The organism is Kitasatospora sp. NPDC038210 (genome assembly GCF_055600605.1).
On the sequence record NZ_JBVJYK010000008.1, the window covers coordinates 118,149 to 135,269 of the forward strand.

Here is a 17,121-nt window from a genome sequence, read left to right on the forward strand (position 1 = left end):
ATGACCACGGCCCCCGCCCCCGTCACCGGCGTCGCGCTCGCCCCCGGCAGCGCCACCGTCGAGTTCCGCTCGCTGCGCCGCTCGTTCGGCGCCACCACCGCCCTCGACGGCCTGGACCTCACCGTCCACCCGGGCGAACTGCTCGCCCTGCTCGGCCCGTCCGGCTGCGGCAAGACCACCGCGCTGCGCATCCTGGCCGGCTTCGAGCAGCACGACTCCGGCGAGGTCCTGGTCGACGGCCGGGACATCACCGCGATCCCGGCGCACAAGCGCGACGCGGGCATGGTGTTCCAGTCGTACAGCCTCTTCCCGCACCTGACCGCGCTGGACAACGTCGCCTTCGGGCTGCGGATGCGCGGCACCGGCAAGGCCGACCGCCGCAAGCGCGCCCAGGAGCTGCTGGAGCTGGTCGGCCTGCCGCACCGCGCCGAGCACTACCCGCACCAGATGTCCGGCGGTCAGCAGCAGCGCATCGCGCTGGCCCGCGCGCTCGCCCTGCAGCCGCGGGTGCTGCTGCTCGACGAGCCGCTGTCCGCGCTGGACGCCAAGGTCCGGCTGCAGCTGCGCGAGGAGATCCGGCGCCTGCAGCAGGAGCTGGGCATCACCACCCTGTTCGTCACCCACGACCAGGAGGAGGCGCTGTCGATGGCCGACCGGGTCGCGGTGCTGCGCGCGGGCCGCCTGGAGCAGTGTGCCACGCCGTCCGAGCTGTACGGCCGGCCGGCCACCGCCTTCGTCGCCGAGTTCGTCGGCACCATGAGCCGCATCCCGTGCACCCGCACCTCGGACGGCGTCGAGGTGCTCGGCCGCCGCCACGCGGTGGACGGCGAGGTCCCGGCCGACGGCGAGCTGCAGGTGCTGGTCCGCCCGGAGAACGTCGACCTGACGCCCGCCGAGAACGGCCCCGCCCTGGTGGTCAACGCGTCCTTCCTGGGCGCCGTCACCCGGCTCACCGTCCGCCTCGACGACGGCACCGAGGTGAAGGCCGACCTGCCGACCGAGGCCACCGCCGCGCTGCCGGCCGGTTCGCGCGCCGAGCTGACCCTCCCCGAGCGCCCCGTGCTGGTGGACCGCCGCCCGGCCTGAGAGCCTTGCACGTCCCTGCTCCGACTTCGAGAACCACCGAAGGTACCGCCATGCCTGAACCCGTAGTGACCGGAACCGCGGCCCCCGCCGGGGCCGCCCTGCCCGCCGCCGTCCTCTTCGACATGGACGGCACCCTGGTCGACACCGAGCAGCTGTGGTGGCAGACCGCCGTCGAGATCGCCGCGGAACTCCACCACCCGCTCACCGACCAGGACGCCCCCGAGGTGCTCGGCCAGGCCGTCGAGCACACCGCCGCCCACCTCCACCGGGTCAGCGGCACCACCCTCGACGAGGCCGAGATCGCCGCCCGGCTGGGCGATTCCTTCGCCGGCAAGGTCGCCGCCGAAACGGTGCCGCGCCCCGGCGCGCTCGCCCTGCTGGCCTCGCTGCAGGACGCGGGGGTGCCCACCGCGCTGGTCTCCGCCTCCCCGCGCCGGGTCGTCGACCTGGTGCTGTCCGCCATCGGCCGCGACTGGTTCGCCGTCACCCTGGCCGCCGAGGACACCGAGCGCACCAAGCCCGCCCCGGACCCGTACCTCGCCGCCGCCGAGCGGCTCGGCCTGGACCCGGCCGTCTGCCTCGCCGTCGAGGACACCCCGACCGGGGTCGCCTCCGCCAGCGCGGCCGGCTGCGCCGTGCTCGCCGTGCCGTCCACGGCCACGCCGATGCCGGACGGGGAGCGGATCACGCTGCTCGCCAGCCTGGAGCAGGCCGATCTCGCGCTGCTCGGGAAGCTCACCGCCGCTCCGGCGGTTTGATCCCGACATGCCTTACGTCCTGCTCGCCCTCGCCATCCTGAGCGAGGTCTGCGCCACCAGCTGCCTCAAACTCACCGACGGGTTCACCCGCCTCTGGCCGAGCCTGGGGGTCGGCCTCGGGTACGCGCTCTCCTTCCTGCTGCTCGGCCGCGCGCTCAAGCACATCCCGGTCTCGGTCGCCTACGCGGTCTGGTCGGGGGCCGGCACGGCGGCGGTCGCCGGGATCGGCGTGGTCGCCTTCGGCGAGTCCCTCGGCCGGCTGCAGTGGGTGGGGATCGCGCTGGTGATCGTCGGGGTGGTCGTGCTCAACCTCAAGGGCAGCCACTGACGAGCGCATCCTGACGGGCCGTCAGTTGACTGACGGGCTGGTCGACTCGCCCACCGGAGCGGGAAGTCGGAAGTGCCGACTTCCCGCTCCGCGGCGTTCCCGGGCACCGGGACCGGATCAGGGGGCCTGCGCACAACGCGCGGAGGTGCGGAGACCCGGAGGCTCGGGGCGCGCGGACGGCCGGGCCCGGCGTGCCTACGACCGGACCACCCGGGCCCGCAGGTAGTTGCGGCGGCCGAAGTTCGGCTCGTCCACCGCCGTCAGCTCCTCCACCTGGAAGCGGTACAGCGCCGCCGCCCCGCCCCCGGTGAGGAACTGCCGCCGGACGTCCTCGTCCTGCGCGAAGGACGGGTAGCGCCCCTGGTACGCGGCCAGCGCCGCCTCCGCCTGCCGCCCCCAGGCCTCGCCCGCGCTGCCGGTCAGCTGCAGGCCGCGCAGTTGCTCGCCGAAGACGGGCGGCGGCAGGAAGACGGTGGCGGCTGCCCGGGCCTCCTCGGCCAGGTGGTGGCTGTGCCGGGTGGAGCGCTCGCTGACGAAGTAGAGGACGAGGTCGTCGTCGTACGCGAAGAAGGCCAGGTTGGCGTGCGGCCCGTGCTCGTGGCCGGCGGTGGCGAGGGTGAGCACCATGGCCTCCCCGAGCAGCCCCTCGACGCCCTTGTGCAGCAGGTCGCCCGGCCAGTCCCCCTGCGCGATGTCGAGTCTGTACGGCATACGGCACTCCCTCCGCTGGCACGCCCGGCGCCTTCGCGCCCCGAGCACGACTGAGCCGGGCGGGCGCCTCCGAGGAGGCCCCACGCCCGGCTCACATGCTCTACCCGCCGCCCCGGCCGGACAAGGGCCGCGGAACGGGTGGAATCAGCGGAATCGGCGCCGCCGCACCGGCGTCATCGACAGTCGCCGCGTCCGGCGGGAGCGACGCCGCCGGGTGCTCAGTGCCGCGGCGCCCCGTACCCCGCGTACCCGGGGCTCACCAGCGGCGGCTGTCCCGGCCCGAGCAGCGGCCGCAGTGCGCCGGAGCGCATCCGGTCCACGAGCGGCCCGCAGCGCCCGGCGACCGGCGCCAGCACCACCGCGACCAGCAGGCCGACCAGCGCGCCGACCGCCACGTCGTGCGGGTAGTGCACGCCGACCCAGACCCGGGAGGCAGCCATCAGTGCCGCGAACAGGACGGCCACCGAGCCGAGCCTGCGGTTGACGAACCAGAGCGAGACCGCGGCGGCGAAGGCGATCACCGAGTGGTTGCTCGGGAAGGACCAGTCGCCGGTGCCCGGGCAGGTCTCCAGCGAGATGCTGCCGGGGATCTGCGCGCAGGGCCGGACCTCCTCGACGATCCCCTTGAACACCGAGTTGACGGCGTACGCGAGGACCACGATCACCGGCGAGGCCAGCACCTTGGCCATCACCGCGGAGTCCGCGCCGCGTGCGCGCCACCACGCCCAGAGCATGAAGAGTGCGAACAGTCCGAGGCCGAGCGCCGACCAGACCTTGATCAGCTCGTCCAGCCAGTGCGGTGCCGACTGCGCCCACCCGTTGACCCGGGTGTAGAGGCTGCCGTCGATGCCGCTGCCGTCGTAGACGGCCAGGGCCCGGGTGGGCATCACGCGTCACCTCCGTGACGTGGCGCCTTACGGGCGCGGAACAGTTCGAGAACAATGGGGAACACGGAGACAACTACTACCAGACCGATGACGGGCAACAGATACCGGTCGATCCCGGGTACGGACGATCCGAGCGCGTACCCGGCGAGCACCACGCCGATCGTCCAGACCGCACCGCCGAGGACCTGCCAGCGGGTGAACGAGCGGACGGGCACCTCCAGCACGCCGCACAGCGGATTCAGCACCGTTCGGACCACCGGGATGAAGCGCGCGAGCACGATCGCCTTGCCGTGGCCGTACTTCGCCAGCAGTTCCTCAGCCCGTTCGACGCCCTGCAGCAGGCTCTTGCGCCGGGTGCGGCGCAGCAGTGCCCGGCCGCCGCGCCGGCCGATCAGGTAGCCGAGCTGGGCCCCGCCCAGCGCCCCGACCAGGGCGGCGGGCAGCACCTGCCACAGCTCCAGCTGCGGCCCCCCGGTCGCTCCGGGCACGCAGAGCAGTCCGGCGGTGAACAGCAGCGAGTCGCCGGGCAGGAAGAAGCCCACCAGCAGGCCGGTCTCGGCGAAGAGCACGACGGCGATGCCGAGTGCGCCGAAGGCGGCGAGCAGTGAGGACGCGTCCAGCGGGTTCACCGCGAGGTGAACGGCCGGATCGCCGGGGAACTGGAGCAAGGCTGGCGGACCTCCCGTACGTTGGAGGGCGGTTCACGGCGGGATCCGCCCGGAACCGATCGGTTCGCAGCGGATCCGCCCGGGTCGGCCGCGCACCGCGACCCCGCCCGGCCGGCGGTTCACTGGGAGCGCCCGGACCGGTGGGTTCACGAGCCGGACCCCCGCCCGACCGTCTACAGTCACGTAGACGGTCTACATGACTGTAGACGAAAATTGGAGGAAACGCCGCCATGTCCGACGTAACGTCCGTCCGCCGGCCCGCCGGGGAGCTGGAGGCCGAGGTGCTGGCCGCCCTCTGGTCGGCCCGGCAGCCGATGACGCCGCAGGACGTCCAGGCGGCGCTCGGCGGGGACCTCGCCCGGACCACGATCGCGACGATCCTGGCCCGCCTGCACGACAAGGGGACGGTCGAGCGCACCCGGGCCGGCCGCGCCTACGCCTACACCCCGACCGTCCAGGACACCGCCGGACTGGCGGCCCGCCGGATGCACACCGAGCTGGGCCGCGAGGCCGACCGCTCCACCGTGCTGGCCCGCTTCGTGTCCGACCTCTCCGCCGAGGACGAGCAGCTGCTGCGCGACCTGCTCGGCGACGGTCCCGCCGGCGACGACCCGCGACCGGGCCCCCGGGGGTCGGCCGGCCGATGATGATCGCCGTCTGGGCCCCGCTGCTGCTGCCCCTCCTGGCCGCACCCCTGGCCCGCCGCCTCGCCGAGTCCCTGCCCCCGCGGGCCGCCGCCTGGACGCTGGCGGGCAGCACCGCCGTGCTGGCCGGCGGCACCCTCTGCTCGCTCGGCCTGCTCGCCACCGCCGGGCTGCTCCAGCTGCCGCCGGTCGCCGCCCTCGGCCACCTCTCGCTGCGGTGGCTCACCGCGGCCGCGCCGGACGCCCCGCTCGCCGCCGCGGCGGCCGCCCTGGCGCTCGTCGTGCTCGCCGCGCTGGCGGTGCGCACGGCCCGCCGCCGCCGGCTGGAACTGCGGACGGCCCGGGCCGCCCTCCCGCCCGGTGACCGGCATCCGGACGTGCGCCCCCGAGGCGCCACCGTGCGCCGGGCGCGCACCCCGGAACGCTTCACCACCCCGACGCCGAGGCCCGCCGAACCGTCGGCCGCGACTCCCCCGCCCCCCGCCCGATCGACGGTGGCGGCCCTGCTGCGGCCCGCCGAGCCCCCGCTCAGCGTCCTGGACGACGAGCGCGCCGACGCCTTCGCCCTGCCCGGCCGCCTGCGCCGCCCCGGCCGTCCCGGCGAACCGGGCCGGATCGTGGTCACCTCCGGCATGCTGCGCGCCCTGAACGGGCCCGAGCGCTCCGCCCTGCTCGCCCACGAACGCGCCCACCTGGCCGCCCGCCACCACGTCTTCCTCGCCGTGGCCGAGCACGCCGCCCACGTCCATCCGGCGCTCCGGGCACTGCGCGCGCCCCTCGGATACCACCTGGAGCGCTGGGCCGACGAGGTGGCGGCGGCCCGGGTCGGCGACCGCACCGTGACGGCCCGCGCGGTCGGCCGGGCCGCCCTCGCCGCGAGCCGCTCCCCCTGGCCGGACCGGCCCCGGGCGGCCGCAGCCGCCCACTCCGGACCGGTCCCGCGCCGGGTCGCCGCGCTGCTCCAGCCCCGTCCGGCCGCCACCCCCCGCGCCCGGCTGCGGGCCGTCGCGCTGGCCCTGGCCGCCTGCCTGGCGCTGAGCACCGGCGCCACCCTGGAGGCCACCGCCGACCTGCACCACACCGTCGAGGCGGCCGAGCTGGGCACGGGCGCGCGGCACTGACGCCGCCCGCGCCCCGGGGCCGCTCCGCCGTACCGCCCGGTATGCCGAGTTGGCAGACCCCATCCCCACGCGCCCGCCTCACCCGTACGCTTTCGTCAGCGCGTCGGCCCCGGCGCGACCTCGAACGGCGGCGAGGAGCGGAACGAGTGCGGCAGACCGGACGGCAGTCCCGACGACCAGAGCGCCGCACCCCGCCGACCACGACGGAGCTGGCCAAGGTCCACGAGCGGACCCTCACCGACGCCGCCGTCCGGGAGCTCGCCGGACCGTCCCCGGAGGAGGGCGGCGCCCCCGGCCTGCTCGAACCCCGCCCGGAGATCGGCGACTCCTGGGCCCGGCTGCGCCGGCTCGGACTCGACCCCGACACCGGCGCCGCCACCGTCCTGCTCGGCCCGGCCGAAGTCGAACAGCGCCGCCGTGCCAGCGGACTTGACGCAGTCATGCCAGTCCTGCGGCAGACCCTGCTGGAACCGACCGGCGCCGTCCCGCTGATCCTCGCCATCGCCGACGCCGAGGGCCACGTGCTCTGGCAGGAGGGCGAGCGCGGCCTGCGCCGCAGCGCCGACCGGATCGGCTTCATCACCGGCGCCCGCTGGGTCGAGGAGAGCGTCGGCACCAACGGCATCGCCGTCGCCCTGCGCGCCCGGCGCCCGATGCACGTCCACTCCTCCGAGCACTACCTGCGCAGCCACCACTCCTGGACCTGCGTGGCCGCACCGGTGCACGACCCCGGCACCGGGCGTCTCGTCGGCGCCGTCAACCTGAGCGGCCCCGCGCACAGCATCCGCCCCTACCTGCTCCAGCTCACCGCCACCGCCGCCCGGCTCGCCGAGACCGAGCTGCGCGCCCACCGACTGGAGGCGCTGCACCAGCTGCGCACCCTGGCCGCCCCGATGCTCGCCCGGGTCGGCGGCCCGGCCCTGGTCGTGGACGCGGCCGGGTGGACCGCCGCCGCAGCCGGGCTGCCGCCACCCGACCGGCTGCGGGTGCCCAGCGAGGGCTGGGCACCGGCCGCGGTGCACTGGGTGCCCGGCCTCGGCGAGTGCGTGCTGGAACCGCTCGCCGACGGCTGGCTGGTGCGCCCGGTCCGGCCACCCGGCGAGGACGGCACCGGCCCGGTCGACGCCGAACAGTCCGAGGGCGCCCGGCTCCGGCTCGACCTGCGCCGGCCGGACCGCCCCGAGCTGTCCGTCCGCGGCGCGGCCGGCAGCTGGTCCCACCCGCTCAGCCCTCGCCACGCCGAACTGCTGCTCCTGCTCGCCACCGGACGCGAGGGCAGCACCGCCGCCCAGCTCGCCGAGGCGCTGTTCGGCGACGCGGGGCGGACGGTGACGGTCCGCGCCGAGCTGTCCCGGCTGCGCCGCTACCTGGGCGGGCTGCTCGCCCACCGGCCTTACCGGATCGCCGAGTCGGTGCTGGTCACGGTGGAGGCGCCGGACGACCCGTACGACCTGCTGCCGTCCTCCTCGGCCCCGGCCGTCCGGAGACTGCGGACCGCGCTGGCGGCAGGGAGCGCGCGACTGCCCGGCGCGGCACCCGTCCCGCCGCCGCGCGCCCCCGGGGAGGCCCCGCTCGGCTGCTGAGGCTCGCCACCGGCTGCCGACCGGCCGCCGGCCACCGACGGCCGCCCGCCCGTCAGCCGCCCGCGAGCAGCGCGGCCAGGTCGGCGTCGGTGGGGCCGCAGTCGCGCTCCTGCGCTTCGGAGACCAGCGCGTACGTCCGGTCCAGCCAGGCCTGCACCCGGGGCTTGGAGGCCTCCAACAGGGCACTGCCGTGCGGGGATTCGAGCGCCAGGTGCAGGGTCGAACCGTGGCAGGGGCAGTACGCCGGCCACAGCTTGACGTCGCCCTGGCCGCTCAACGAGCGCAGGCCGTCGCGCAGCAGCTCGCGCGAGAACACCCAGTCGGCCTCGTCCGGCCGCCCCAGATGGAACGTCAGCAGCACCTCGTAAGGCCGGACGGCGTCGAACCGGAACCGGGTGCGCACCTCGCCGACGACCTCCTCACCCAGCGAGATCCGCAGGGTCAGCACCTCCTCCACCGCCGCCGGAGCGGCGGTGGAGCCGTCCCCATCGCCGCCCGTGGGGGTGGCGGCGAGGGGTGCACTGGAGGCTGCGGACAGCGGGTCGGGCGGCATGACGGTCTCTCCGGGACGGCGTGGGATGCACTCAGCCTGCGCCACCCCGGGCCGGGCGGCAAGGGTTGCAAGGAGGTTGCAATAGCCCCCGTCCGGGGCAACCGACCCTTACGGCGCTTGTCGGACGGAGCGTCAACTTCCGTACATCGAACGGATGTCCGCGAAATGGATGGAAACCGTCCACGGTGTGACCGCCCGCTGGTACGCTCTCCCCCTCCCCGACGCGGGCCCGCGGCGGAAACGGCCCCCCGCGGCGGCCGGAGCCGGGCCCGGCGGTCGCGCGTGGGAGAATACGGCGACGCGACGGCGACTTCGGGGAGGGAGGGGTCCGGTGGCTGTGCGCGAGGACACCACGCAGGACGTGCGGCACGAGCCCGAGCGGCACGGCCGGAACGGCCGGCACGGTCGACCGCGTCCGTTCGGCGGCCGGCTCCGCCTGCCCACCCTGCGCTTCTCCGGCGCCGCGATGGCGATGTCCACCGTCGTCGGCATCAGCATCGCCACCACCCTCCTGCTCAACGAGCAGCAGGGGATCGGCCGTCGGGCCGGCGTGGCCCGGGTCGGCTCCACCCCGCCGCCCACCCCGGGGGCCACCGACCAGGCCGAGGCGGTCTCCGCGTCGACGCCCACGGCCAGCCCGGCCTCCGGCGGGCCGTCCGCCGCCCGGCAGCCGGCGCACCCGCCCACGCGCCCCTCGGCCCACCCCTCGGGAGCGGCACCCGTCCTGGCCACCCCCACCGAGCGCTCGGCGCACCCGGGCGACCCGACCGGTGGCCGGACCGCCGCCGGGCAGGACGCGCAGCCCTCCGGCACCCAGCTCGCGGGCAGCGACCCGAGCGGTCAGCCCGGCGCACCGGCGCCGGCCGGGCCCTCGCCCGTCGCCCCGACCCCGCCCACCGAGCAGCCCGTCGGCGGGCCCACCGACGACCGGCCGCCGAACCGGCCCGGCCTCAAGCCCACCGCACCGACCCACCCCGTGCCGCCCACCGCGACCGACCCGGGCGGCGACACCGGCACGGCGACGGGTGCCCCCGGCCCCACCGCGCCCGACCCGACCGCACCCGCTCCCACGGCCCCCGTTCCCGTCGTGCCCGATCCGGTCGACCCGGACCCGAGCGCCGACCACGCCCTGTCCGGCGTCGCCCTGGTCGCCCCGCTCGGCCGCGACGGCCTGCGGCACGAGCTGGGGCTCACCGTGACCGAGTCGGTCACCGCCCTGCAGGCCGAGTTCCGGCTCGTCCCGGGCGACTCGGCCGCCGGCCCCGGCACCGCCTGGACCGACCTGCCCGGAGCCGTGGTCACCGTCCAGCAGGAGCGCGGCACCCTGGTGTACCGCTTCACCACGCCGCCCGGCACCGACGTCCGACCGGGCCACTACACCTTCGGGGTGCGCGGCGCCCGTCCGGCCGCGGCCGACCCGTCGGCGGTCCGCAAGTCGGCCCCGACGGAGAGCTGGAGCGCCTCCGCCTTCGCCCTCGGTCACCCGCGCGCGGTCGCCACGCTCGGCACCTTCGGCCCCGCCCTTCCCCTGCCCGCCGCACCTCGGCCTCCGGGCACTCCGGCCGGTCCGCAGGCCCCCGCTCCCCGCTGACCCCCCGCCGCCGGCCCGGTCCGGCCGGTCGACGCGGCCGCCCGGCCGACGGCCCCGTTGTTACAACGTCCCAACAGTCCGACGATCCGACAGCTGACCTGCCCGGACGGGCGCATCCCCGCACCCTCGTTCGTTACTGTGGGCACCACCCGGCCGGGCGCCCCCAACGGCCCCCGCCCGGGGCCGTCGTTCCGCACCCGAGGAGGAGTCCGTGCCCACCGTCCTGACCCAAGGCGGCAACGCACCGCTGACCGCCGCGCGAGTGACCGTCGAGGTCACCGCGCCCAAGGCGCTGGACGTCTCCGGCCTGCTGCTGACCGACGCCGGGAAGGTGCGCTCGGACGACGACTTCGTCTTCTTCAACGCCCCGAACGGCCCCGGTGTCAGCCACCGCCCGGCCGCCCCCGGGACCCCCGACGCGATCACCGTCGACACCCGGGCCGTCCCGGCCGGCATCACCAAGATCGTGGTCACCGCCAGCCCCGCCGACCAGGTCTCCACCTTCGCCGGGACGGAGCCCACCGCCACCGTCCGGGACGCCGACAGCGGCGAGGTCCTGGCCACCTTCACCCCGCCCCGGCTCGGCGTGGAGACCGCGCTGATCGTGGTCGAGGTCTACCTCCGCAACGGCGCCTGGAAGGTCCGCGCCGTCGGCCAGGGCTACGCCAACGGCCTCGCGGGCATCGCCACCGACTTCGGTGTCAGCGTCGAGGACACCCCGGCCCCGGCCGCCGAGGCTGCCCCGGCCCCCGCGGCCCCCACCCCGAGCACCCCGCAGGCTGCGGACCCGACCGACCGGCTCCCCACCCCGCCGACGGCCCCGCCCGCTCCCCCGGCGGCGCCCGCAACGCCGCCCGCCGCCGCGGTCGACCCGCGGATCGCCATCGCCACCGGCTCCCACGCGCTGCCCCCGCTCCCGCCGGCGCCGCCCGCCGCGCCCCCGGCTCCCGCCCCGGCCGCGCCGGCGAAGATCACCCTGGACAAGGGCCGGGTCAGCCTGGTCAAGGGCAGCTCCGTCTCCCTGATCAAGAACGGCCGCCCCTTCCTCTCCTCCGTCCGGATGGCCCTCGGCTGGGAGCCCGCCGGCCGCGGCCGCAGCGTCGACCTGGACGCCTCCTGCCTCGCCTTCGACGCCCGCCACAAGCGGCTGGAGACGGCCTGGTTCATGAAGCTGAACATCTTCGACGGCGCCATCGCCCACTCCGGCGACAACCTCACCGGTGGCGGCGACGGTGACGACGAGATGATCACCGTGCACCTGGAGGGCCTGCCGGCCGAGGTCCACGGACTGGTCTTCGTCGTCAACTCCTTCTCCGGCCAGAAGTTCACGGACGTGAAGAACGCCTACTGCCGCCTGCTGGACGCGGGCACCAACGAGGAACTGGTCCGCTTCGACCTCACCCACTCCGAGCCCCGCACCGGCGTGGTGATGTGCAAGCTGGTCCGCCGCCCGGGCGGCGAGTGGGAGATGACCGCACTCGGCGAGTACGTCGACGGCAAGACCGCCCGCGCGATGATCGAGCCCGCCGCCTCGCTGCTCTAGTCATGCCCGCACCCGCGAATTCACCCTCCTGAGGCATCAAGTCGTCCACGCACCGGCTCGATTGACTCTCAGGGGGGTGAATCGCACTCTCCCCCGCACTCGCTGAGGAGAGACCGTGCCACACTTCCCGTCCCGCCTCGCCGTCGCCGGCACCGCCGTCGTCCTCGCCGCCGGACTGACCACGCCCACCGCCGTCCAGGCCGCCGCCAAGCCGTCCGCCCGCGCCCGGGCCCTGAGCTGGGTGGCGATGGGCGACTCGTACACCGCCGGCGTCATCGAGGCCACCGGCGCCGAGACGGAGCCGGTCGACGGCTGCGCCCGCACCGTCGGGTCCTACCCCGAGATCGCCCGTCGCGACCTCGGCTCCCTGGTCGACCAGCACAACGTCAGCTGCAGCGGCGCCACCACCGAGAACGTCGACGCCACCAAGCTCTCCCCGCTCGGCCGCCCGCTCCCGCCGCTCGGCTCCGACCCGAACGCCCCCTACCCGCCCGTCCCGCCGCAGATCGACGCCGTGGGCCCGGCCACCGACCTGATCACCGTCGGCATCGGCGGCAACGACCTCGGCTTCGCCGAGATCCTCAAGAACTGCATCGAACTCGGCGCCACCCACCTCGGCCAGGGCACCCCCTGCAAGGACGCGTACGACGCGAGCCTGCCCGGCCGCCTCGCCGGGCTCCGCGACGCCTACGACCGGATGCTCACCGCGTTGCACGCCAAGGCCCCGTCCGCCAAGGTCCTCACCGTCGGCTACCCGCACCTCGTCCCCGAGGACGTCAACCTCTGCACCTACGGCGACCTGCGCCAGTTCGCCACCTTCACCACCGGCGACCTCGCCTGGGCCCGCACCGCGATCGTCGAGCCGCTCAACGCGGCCATCGCCCGCACCACCGCCGCCCACGGCGACGCCTTCGTCGACCTCTACCCCACCACCGCCGGCCACAGCGTCTGCGACGCCGACCACTGGCTGGACGGCGTGCTGACCAGCATCCTCCCCCTGAAGTACGCGCTGGTGCACCCGAACGCCCGGGGTCAGGCCAACGCCGCCGTCGTCGTCGAGAACGCCGTCCTCGGCGGCTGACCCGCCGGCCGTCGGGCGGGGTCCGGGCATCCCGCGGAAAACCACTGGCCCGGCCCGATACTGCGGATCATGCTTGTCGGATGCTCATCCGCGAAGCCACCCCCGAGGACTGGCCCGAGATCTGGCCGTTCTTCCGGACCGTCGTCGCCGCCGGCGAGACCTTCCCCTACCCCCTCGACATGCCCTCCGAGCTCGGCCGGGAGTGGTGGCTGCTCGCCGCCCCCAACCGGACGGTGGTCGCGGTGGACGACGACGGGCGGATCGTCGGCACCGCCAACATGAACCGCAACCGGCCCGGCAACGGCTCGCACGTCGCCAGCGCCAGCTACCTGGTCGATCCGGCCCACCACGGCAGGGGCATCGGGCGGGCCCTGGTCGAGCACACCCTCGACTGGGCCCGCCGGGCGGGCTTCCGCGCCATGCAGTTCAACGCGGTGGTCGCCAACAACCACCACGCCGTGAAGCTCTACGAGTCGCTGGGCTTCGAGATCGTCGGCACCGTCCCCGAGGCCTTCCGCCATCCGGTCGACGGCTACGTCGGTCTGCACGTCATGTACCGCCCCCTGTAAGGGACTTGCTCCCGGATCAGGTCCCGCCGCTACTCCTCGATCGCCCCGCCGACCCGCCGCAGGTGCTGCCGGAAGCTGTACGACGGGTCGGCGGCGCGGCGCTCCAGGTAGTCGTCGAAGGCGGTCTGCCGGCGCAGCGTGTCCCCGGAGGCGATCCGCTCGGCCTGCGCGCGCTCGGTCCGGGCGATCGCGCCCGCCGTCTCCAGCACCTCCTCGACCCGGTCGGCCGGGACGAACAGCACCCCGTCCGGGTCGGCGAACACCACGTCCCCGACGGTCACCGCGTGCGGCCCGACCTGCGCCGAGAGCAGCGCCTCCGGCTCCCGCTCGTCCAGCCGCATCGGCCCGAGCGGCAGGGCGCCGTAACTGAACACCGGCAGCCCGATGTCCAGCAGCTCGGGCGTGTCCCGGTGCAGCCCCCACACCACGATCCCGACCACCCCGGCGGCCCGCGCCTCCAGCACCGCGAGGTCCCCGATGCAGGCCTCGTCGGTCCGCCCGCCGTTGTCGATCACCAGGACGTCCCCCTCCCGGGCGGTCCCGTACGCCTCCAGGAAGACGTCCACGCTCCCGTAGTGCCGCACCGGTAGCACCCGCCCCGCCACCCGGCTCCCCGCGGCCACCCCGCGAACCCCCACCGGCGCCGCCCGCAGCCCCACCCCGAGCCGCACACACGCATCCGCCACCAACGGCGTCGACAGCCCCGCGAACTCCTTCAGCATCCCCAACTCCTCCCACCAAAAGCCCAGTTCAACAGCAAACCACGCCATCGAGTGATCTTCACGCGAACCCGCCCGACACATCATCGAACCCACTGGGCTGCGCGCAAGCCGGAACGAGAGGACTTCCATGGACGCGACCGATAGCGCCATCCTCCTCGAACTGTTCCTCGATCTCGGCACCCCTGAAGGACTCCGCGCCGAACTCCTCGAAGGCGAGATCCTCATCGAACCACCCGGTGGCGGCCGTCACGCCCACCTCCGCAGCGAGTTGGCCGATCAGGTGTGGCACGAGCCGGCCACCGAGATGCAGATGTCGCAGCACACCAAGGACTTCCTCTGGACCGCGGACTCCGGAACCACGAAAACGGCCCGCACCCCCCGTCAGGGGTGCGGGCCGTCCGTTCGGTGGCGCCGGGGTCAGCTGCGGGTGGCCATGGCGCGCAGGAAGAAGGTCAGGTTGGCCGGGCGCTCGGCGAGGCGGCGCATGAAGTAGCCGTACCACTCCTGGCCGTACGGGAGGTACACGCGCATCGTGTTGCCCTCGCCGGCGAGGCGCAGCTGCTCCTCGGGGCGGATGCCGTAGAGCATCTGGTACTCGAAGGAGTCCCGGGTGCGGTTGTTCCACTCGGCCAGCTGACCGGCGATCTTGATCATGTTGGGGTCGTGCGAGGCGATCATCGGGTAGCCCTCGCCGGCCATCAGGATCTTCAGCGCGCGGACGTACGCGAGGTCGACCTCGTGCTTGCCCTGGAAGGCGACCGCCTCGGGCTCCTTGTAGGCGCCCTTGCACAGGCGCACGCGCGAGCCGGGGCCGGAGAACTCGCGGCAGTCGGCCTCGGTGCGGCGCAGGTAGGCCTGGAGCACGACGCCCAGCCAGGGGAAGTCCGCCCGCAGCTCGCGCGCGATGGCGAGGGTGGAGTCGGTGGTGGTGTGGTCCTCCATGTCGAGGGTCACCGTGGTGCCCGCGTCGGCGGCGGCCTCGCAGATGCGGCGGGCGTTCTCCAGCGCGATCTTCTCGCCGTCCACCGGGAGGAACTGGCCGACGGCCGACAGCTTGACCGACACCTCGGCACCGGCCGCCAGGCCGGTCTCCTTGAGGGCCTTGAGCAGGTGCTCGTACGCCTCGGCGGTGCCGGCGGCCTGGGCGGCGTCCTGGGTGTCCTCGCCGAGGTGGTCCAGGGTGACCTTGCGGCCGGTGGCGACCAGGTCGTCGCAGGCGGTGACCGCGTCGTCGAGGGCCTCGCCCGCGACGAAGCGCTCGACTATCGCGTGGGTCGGGGGGAACTTCTCGACCACGGTGCGGACCTGCGGGGACCGGGAGGCCGCGAGAAGGGCGGAACGGAGCATCGTGACTCCTGGAGCTGGTGTTTCCAAGGGTGGCAGAAGGGCCGGGGCGGCGGCGTCAGGGGTGCCGCGCACAGCGCGTCCCAAGAAGGGTGGCGGTGGGCGACGGGAGGGAGGGGCCGCCGCCCCGGCGGGGCGACGCCCGGCTGCGGGGCCGGGCGTCGCGGGTGACCGGTGGCTACTGGACGAGCCGTGTGGTCGGCACGGGGCGGGTCAGCCCATGTGCGGGTAGCGGTAGTCCGTCGGCGGGACGAAGGTCTCCTTGACCGAGCGGGTCGAGGTCCAGCGCGCCAGGTTCTGCTTGGCGCCGGCCTTGTCGTTGGTGCCGGAGGCACGCCCGCCACCGAAGGGCTGCTGGCCGACGACGGCGCCGGTCGGCTTGTCGTTGATGTAGAAGTTGCCGGCCGCGAAGCGCAGCTTGTGCATCGCGTCCTGGGCCGCCGCGCGGTCCTGGGAGATGATCGAGCCGGTCAGGCCGTACGGGGACACCGACTCCATCTGGGCCAGCATCTCGTCGTACTTCTCGTCCTCGTAGACGTACACGGCCAGGATCGGGCCGAAGTACTCGTCCTTGAAGTACGCGCTCGCCGGGTCCTGGCAGACCAGGACGGTCGGGCGGACGAAGTAGCCGACCGAGTCGTCGTAGGTGCCGCCGGCGAGGACCTCCACGGAGGAGTCCGCCTGGGCGCGGTCGATCGCGGCCTTGTTCTTGGCGAACGCGCGGTCGTCGATGACGGCCGACATGAAGTTGGACAGGTCGGTGACGTCGCCCATGGTGAGGCCCTCGACCTCGGCCGCGAACTCGTCCTTCAGCCCGGCCCACAGCGAGGCGGGGACGTAGGCGCGGGAGAGCGCGGAGCACTTCTGGCCCTGGAACTCGAAGGCGCCGCGGGTCATCGCGGTCTTCAGGACCTTCGGGTCGGCCGACGGGTGGGCGACCAGGAAGTCCTTGCCACCGGTCTCACCGACGATCCGCGGGTAGGTGCGGTACTGCGAGATGTTGGTGCCGACCTCGCGCCACAGGTGCTGGAAGGTGGCGGTGGAGCCGGTGAAGTGGATGCCCGCCAGTGCCGGGTGCTTCAGCGCGACGTCGGAGACGGCCAGGCCGTCGCCGGTCACCATGTTGATGACGCCCTTGGGCAGGCCGGCCTCCTCCAGCAGCTGCATCAGCAGGTGCGCGGAGTACTGCTGGGTCGGGGACGGCTTCCACAGCACCACGTTGCCCATCAGCGCGGGCGCGGTCGGCAGGTTGCCGGCGATCGCGGTGAAGTTGAACGGGGTGATCGCGTAGACGAAGCCCTCCAGCGGACGGTGGTCGCTGCGGTTCCACACGCCGTCCGAGGAGATCGGCTGCTCGGCCATGATCTGGCGGGCGAAGTGCACGTTGAAGCGCAGGAAGTCGACCAGCTCGCAGGGGGTGTCGATCTCGGCCTGCTGCGCGGTCTTGGACTGGCCGAGCATGGTGGCGGCGGCCAGGGTCTCGCGCCAGGGGCCGGCCAGCAGGTCGGCGGCCTTGAGGAAGATCGCGGCGCGGGAGTCGAAGGAGAGCGCCTGCCAGGCCGGGGCAGCAGCCAGGGCAGTGTCGATGGCCTCCTGCGCGTCGGCCTGGGTGGCGTTGCGCAGGGTGCCGAGCCGAGCCGCGTGGTTGTGCGGCTGGACGACGTGGATCTCGGTGCCGCCGCCCATCCGGCGCTCACCGTTGATCGTCATGGTCAGCTGGACCGGCTCCTGGCCGCCCAGCTCCTTCAGCTTGGCCTCCAGACGGGCCCGTTCGGGGCTCCCGGGGGCGTAGCTGTGGACCGGCTCGTTCACCGGCGCGGGGACCTGGGTCACAGCGTCCATAGAGCGCACGCTCTCCTTCGTTCAATGCGGGGGGATTGCCGGCGCGGGTCGCACGCCGGCCACAGCACGAACGCTATTCCTGGCCACCGA

At 74.6% G+C, this 17,121-nt stretch carries 18 protein-coding genes; 10 read left to right on the forward strand and 8 right to left on the reverse strand.

The window, feature by feature from the left end; all coding sequences use genetic code 11:
* The 3 genes from ACZ7KX_RS18555 to ACZ7KX_RS18565 are packed head-to-tail and all read left to right on the forward strand — an operon-like array spanning window position 1 to window position 2,172.
* Window positions 1–1,086: an ABC transporter ATP-binding protein gene (locus ACZ7KX_RS18555; protein ID WP_350521342.1), complete on the forward strand. Its 1,086-nt coding sequence runs from the start codon at window positions 1–3 to the stop codon at window positions 1,084–1,086.
* A gap of 50 nt (window positions 1,087–1,136) precedes the next feature.
* Window positions 1,137–1,844 (forward strand): HAD family hydrolase, encoded by a 708-nt coding sequence (locus ACZ7KX_RS18560; protein ID WP_470327340.1) that lies wholly within the window; start codon window positions 1,137–1,139, stop codon window positions 1,842–1,844.
* A 7-nt stretch (window positions 1,845–1,851) separates the two neighbouring features.
* Complete coding sequence (locus ACZ7KX_RS18565; protein ID WP_350521344.1) at window positions 1,852–2,172, forward strand: DMT family transporter; 321 nt, start codon at window positions 1,852–1,854, stop codon at window positions 2,170–2,172.
* A 195-nt stretch (window positions 2,173–2,367) separates the two neighbouring features.
* Here the strand turns inward: ACZ7KX_RS18565 and ACZ7KX_RS18570 are convergent, their stop codons facing one another.
* The 3 genes from ACZ7KX_RS18570 to ACZ7KX_RS18580 all read right to left on the reverse strand — a co-directional run bounded on the left by ACZ7KX_RS18570 (window position 2,368) and on the right by ACZ7KX_RS18580 (window position 4,438).
* A complete protein-coding gene (locus tag ACZ7KX_RS18570; protein ID WP_396546903.1) occupies window positions 2,368–2,883 on the reverse strand; it encodes a pyridoxamine 5'-phosphate oxidase family protein in 516 nt (171 codons plus the stop codon).
* Window positions 2,884–3,101: 218 nt separating this feature from the next.
* Window positions 3,102–3,770, reverse strand: coding sequence for a phosphatase PAP2 family protein (locus ACZ7KX_RS18575; RefSeq protein ID WP_470327341.1), 669 nt, complete (start codon window positions 3,768–3,770; stop codon window positions 3,102–3,104).
* Window positions 3,770–4,438, reverse strand: coding sequence for a DedA family protein (locus ACZ7KX_RS18580; protein ID WP_470327342.1), 669 nt, complete (start codon window positions 4,436–4,438; stop codon window positions 3,770–3,772). The genes ACZ7KX_RS18575 and ACZ7KX_RS18580 overlap by 1 nt, the downstream gene beginning before the upstream one ends.
* A 230-nt stretch (window positions 4,439–4,668) precedes the next feature.
* Between ACZ7KX_RS18580 and ACZ7KX_RS18585 the strand changes: the two genes are divergently transcribed.
* The 3 genes from ACZ7KX_RS18585 to ACZ7KX_RS18595 all read left to right on the forward strand — a co-directional run bounded on the left by ACZ7KX_RS18585 (window position 4,669) and on the right by ACZ7KX_RS18595 (window position 7,786).
* Entirely contained in the window at window positions 4,669–5,085 is a 417-nt protein-coding gene (locus tag ACZ7KX_RS18585) for a BlaI/MecI/CopY family transcriptional regulator (protein WP_470327343.1), read from the forward strand.
* Window positions 5,082–6,203, forward strand: coding sequence for a M56 family metallopeptidase (locus ACZ7KX_RS18590; protein WP_470327344.1), 1,122 nt, complete (start codon window positions 5,082–5,084; stop codon window positions 6,201–6,203). Before ACZ7KX_RS18585 ends, ACZ7KX_RS18590 begins: the two co-directional genes overlap by 4 nt.
* Before the next feature lie 146 nt (window positions 6,204–6,349).
* Window positions 6,350–7,786 (forward strand): GAF domain-containing protein, encoded by a 1,437-nt coding sequence (locus tag ACZ7KX_RS18595; protein ID WP_470327345.1) that lies wholly within the window; start codon window positions 6,350–6,352, stop codon window positions 7,784–7,786.
* Window positions 7,787–7,838: 52 nt separating this feature from the next.
* On the opposite strand, the gene ACZ7KX_RS18600 is transcribed toward ACZ7KX_RS18595, so the two are convergent.
* The gene (locus tag ACZ7KX_RS18600; protein ID WP_350521351.1) at window positions 7,839–8,339 is read right to left on the reverse strand and encodes an SsgA family sporulation/cell division regulator; all 501 of its coding nucleotides are present in this window, start codon (window positions 8,337–8,339) and stop codon (window positions 7,839–7,841) included.
* A gap of 331 nt (window positions 8,340–8,670) precedes the next feature.
* On the opposite strand from ACZ7KX_RS18600, the gene ACZ7KX_RS18605 reads away from it, so the two are divergent.
* The 4 genes from ACZ7KX_RS18605 (at window position 8,671) to ACZ7KX_RS18620 (ending at window position 13,123) form a co-directional block, all read left to right on the forward strand.
* Window positions 8,671–9,930, forward strand: coding sequence for a hypothetical protein (locus tag ACZ7KX_RS18605; protein ID WP_470327346.1), 1,260 nt, complete (start codon window positions 8,671–8,673; stop codon window positions 9,928–9,930).
* A 223-nt stretch (window positions 9,931–10,153) separates the two neighbouring features.
* Complete coding sequence (locus tag ACZ7KX_RS18610) at window positions 10,154–11,473, forward strand: TerD family protein (protein WP_470327478.1); 1,320 nt, start codon at window positions 10,154–10,156, stop codon at window positions 11,471–11,473.
* A 115-nt stretch (window positions 11,474–11,588) separates the two neighbouring features.
* Window positions 11,589–12,554 carry an SGNH/GDSL hydrolase family protein gene (locus tag ACZ7KX_RS18615; protein WP_470327347.1) on the forward strand — a complete coding sequence of 322 codons (966 nt, stop codon included), beginning with the start codon at window positions 11,589–11,591 and terminating at the stop codon, window positions 12,552–12,554.
* 80 nt (window positions 12,555–12,634) lie between these two features.
* On the forward strand, window positions 12,635–13,123 hold the full coding sequence (locus ACZ7KX_RS18620; RefSeq protein WP_402804050.1) for a GNAT family N-acetyltransferase: 489 nt from the start codon (window positions 12,635–12,637) through the stop codon (window positions 13,121–13,123).
* Between the two features lie 29 nt (window positions 13,124–13,152).
* Here the strand turns inward: ACZ7KX_RS18620 and ACZ7KX_RS18625 are convergent, their stop codons facing one another.
* The 4 genes from ACZ7KX_RS18625 to pruA form a co-directional block, all read right to left on the reverse strand.
* Window positions 13,153–13,845: an RraA family protein gene (locus tag ACZ7KX_RS18625; protein ID WP_470327348.1), complete on the reverse strand. Its 693-nt coding sequence runs from the start codon at window positions 13,843–13,845 to the stop codon at window positions 13,153–13,155.
* Between the two features lie 58 nt (window positions 13,846–13,903).
* Window positions 13,904–14,167 (reverse strand): hypothetical protein, encoded by a 264-nt coding sequence (locus ACZ7KX_RS18630; RefSeq protein WP_470327349.1) that lies wholly within the window; start codon window positions 14,165–14,167, stop codon window positions 13,904–13,906.
* A 95-nt stretch (window positions 14,168–14,262) separates the two neighbouring features.
* Complete coding sequence (locus ACZ7KX_RS18635) at window positions 14,263–15,192, reverse strand: proline dehydrogenase family protein (protein ID WP_470327350.1); 930 nt, start codon at window positions 15,190–15,192, stop codon at window positions 14,263–14,265.
* 210 nt (window positions 15,193–15,402) lie between these two features.
* Entirely contained in the window at window positions 15,403–17,031 is a 1,629-nt protein-coding gene (gene pruA, locus ACZ7KX_RS18640) for an L-glutamate gamma-semialdehyde dehydrogenase (RefSeq protein ID WP_470327351.1), read from the reverse strand.
* Window positions 17,032–17,121: the final 90 nt, after the last annotated feature.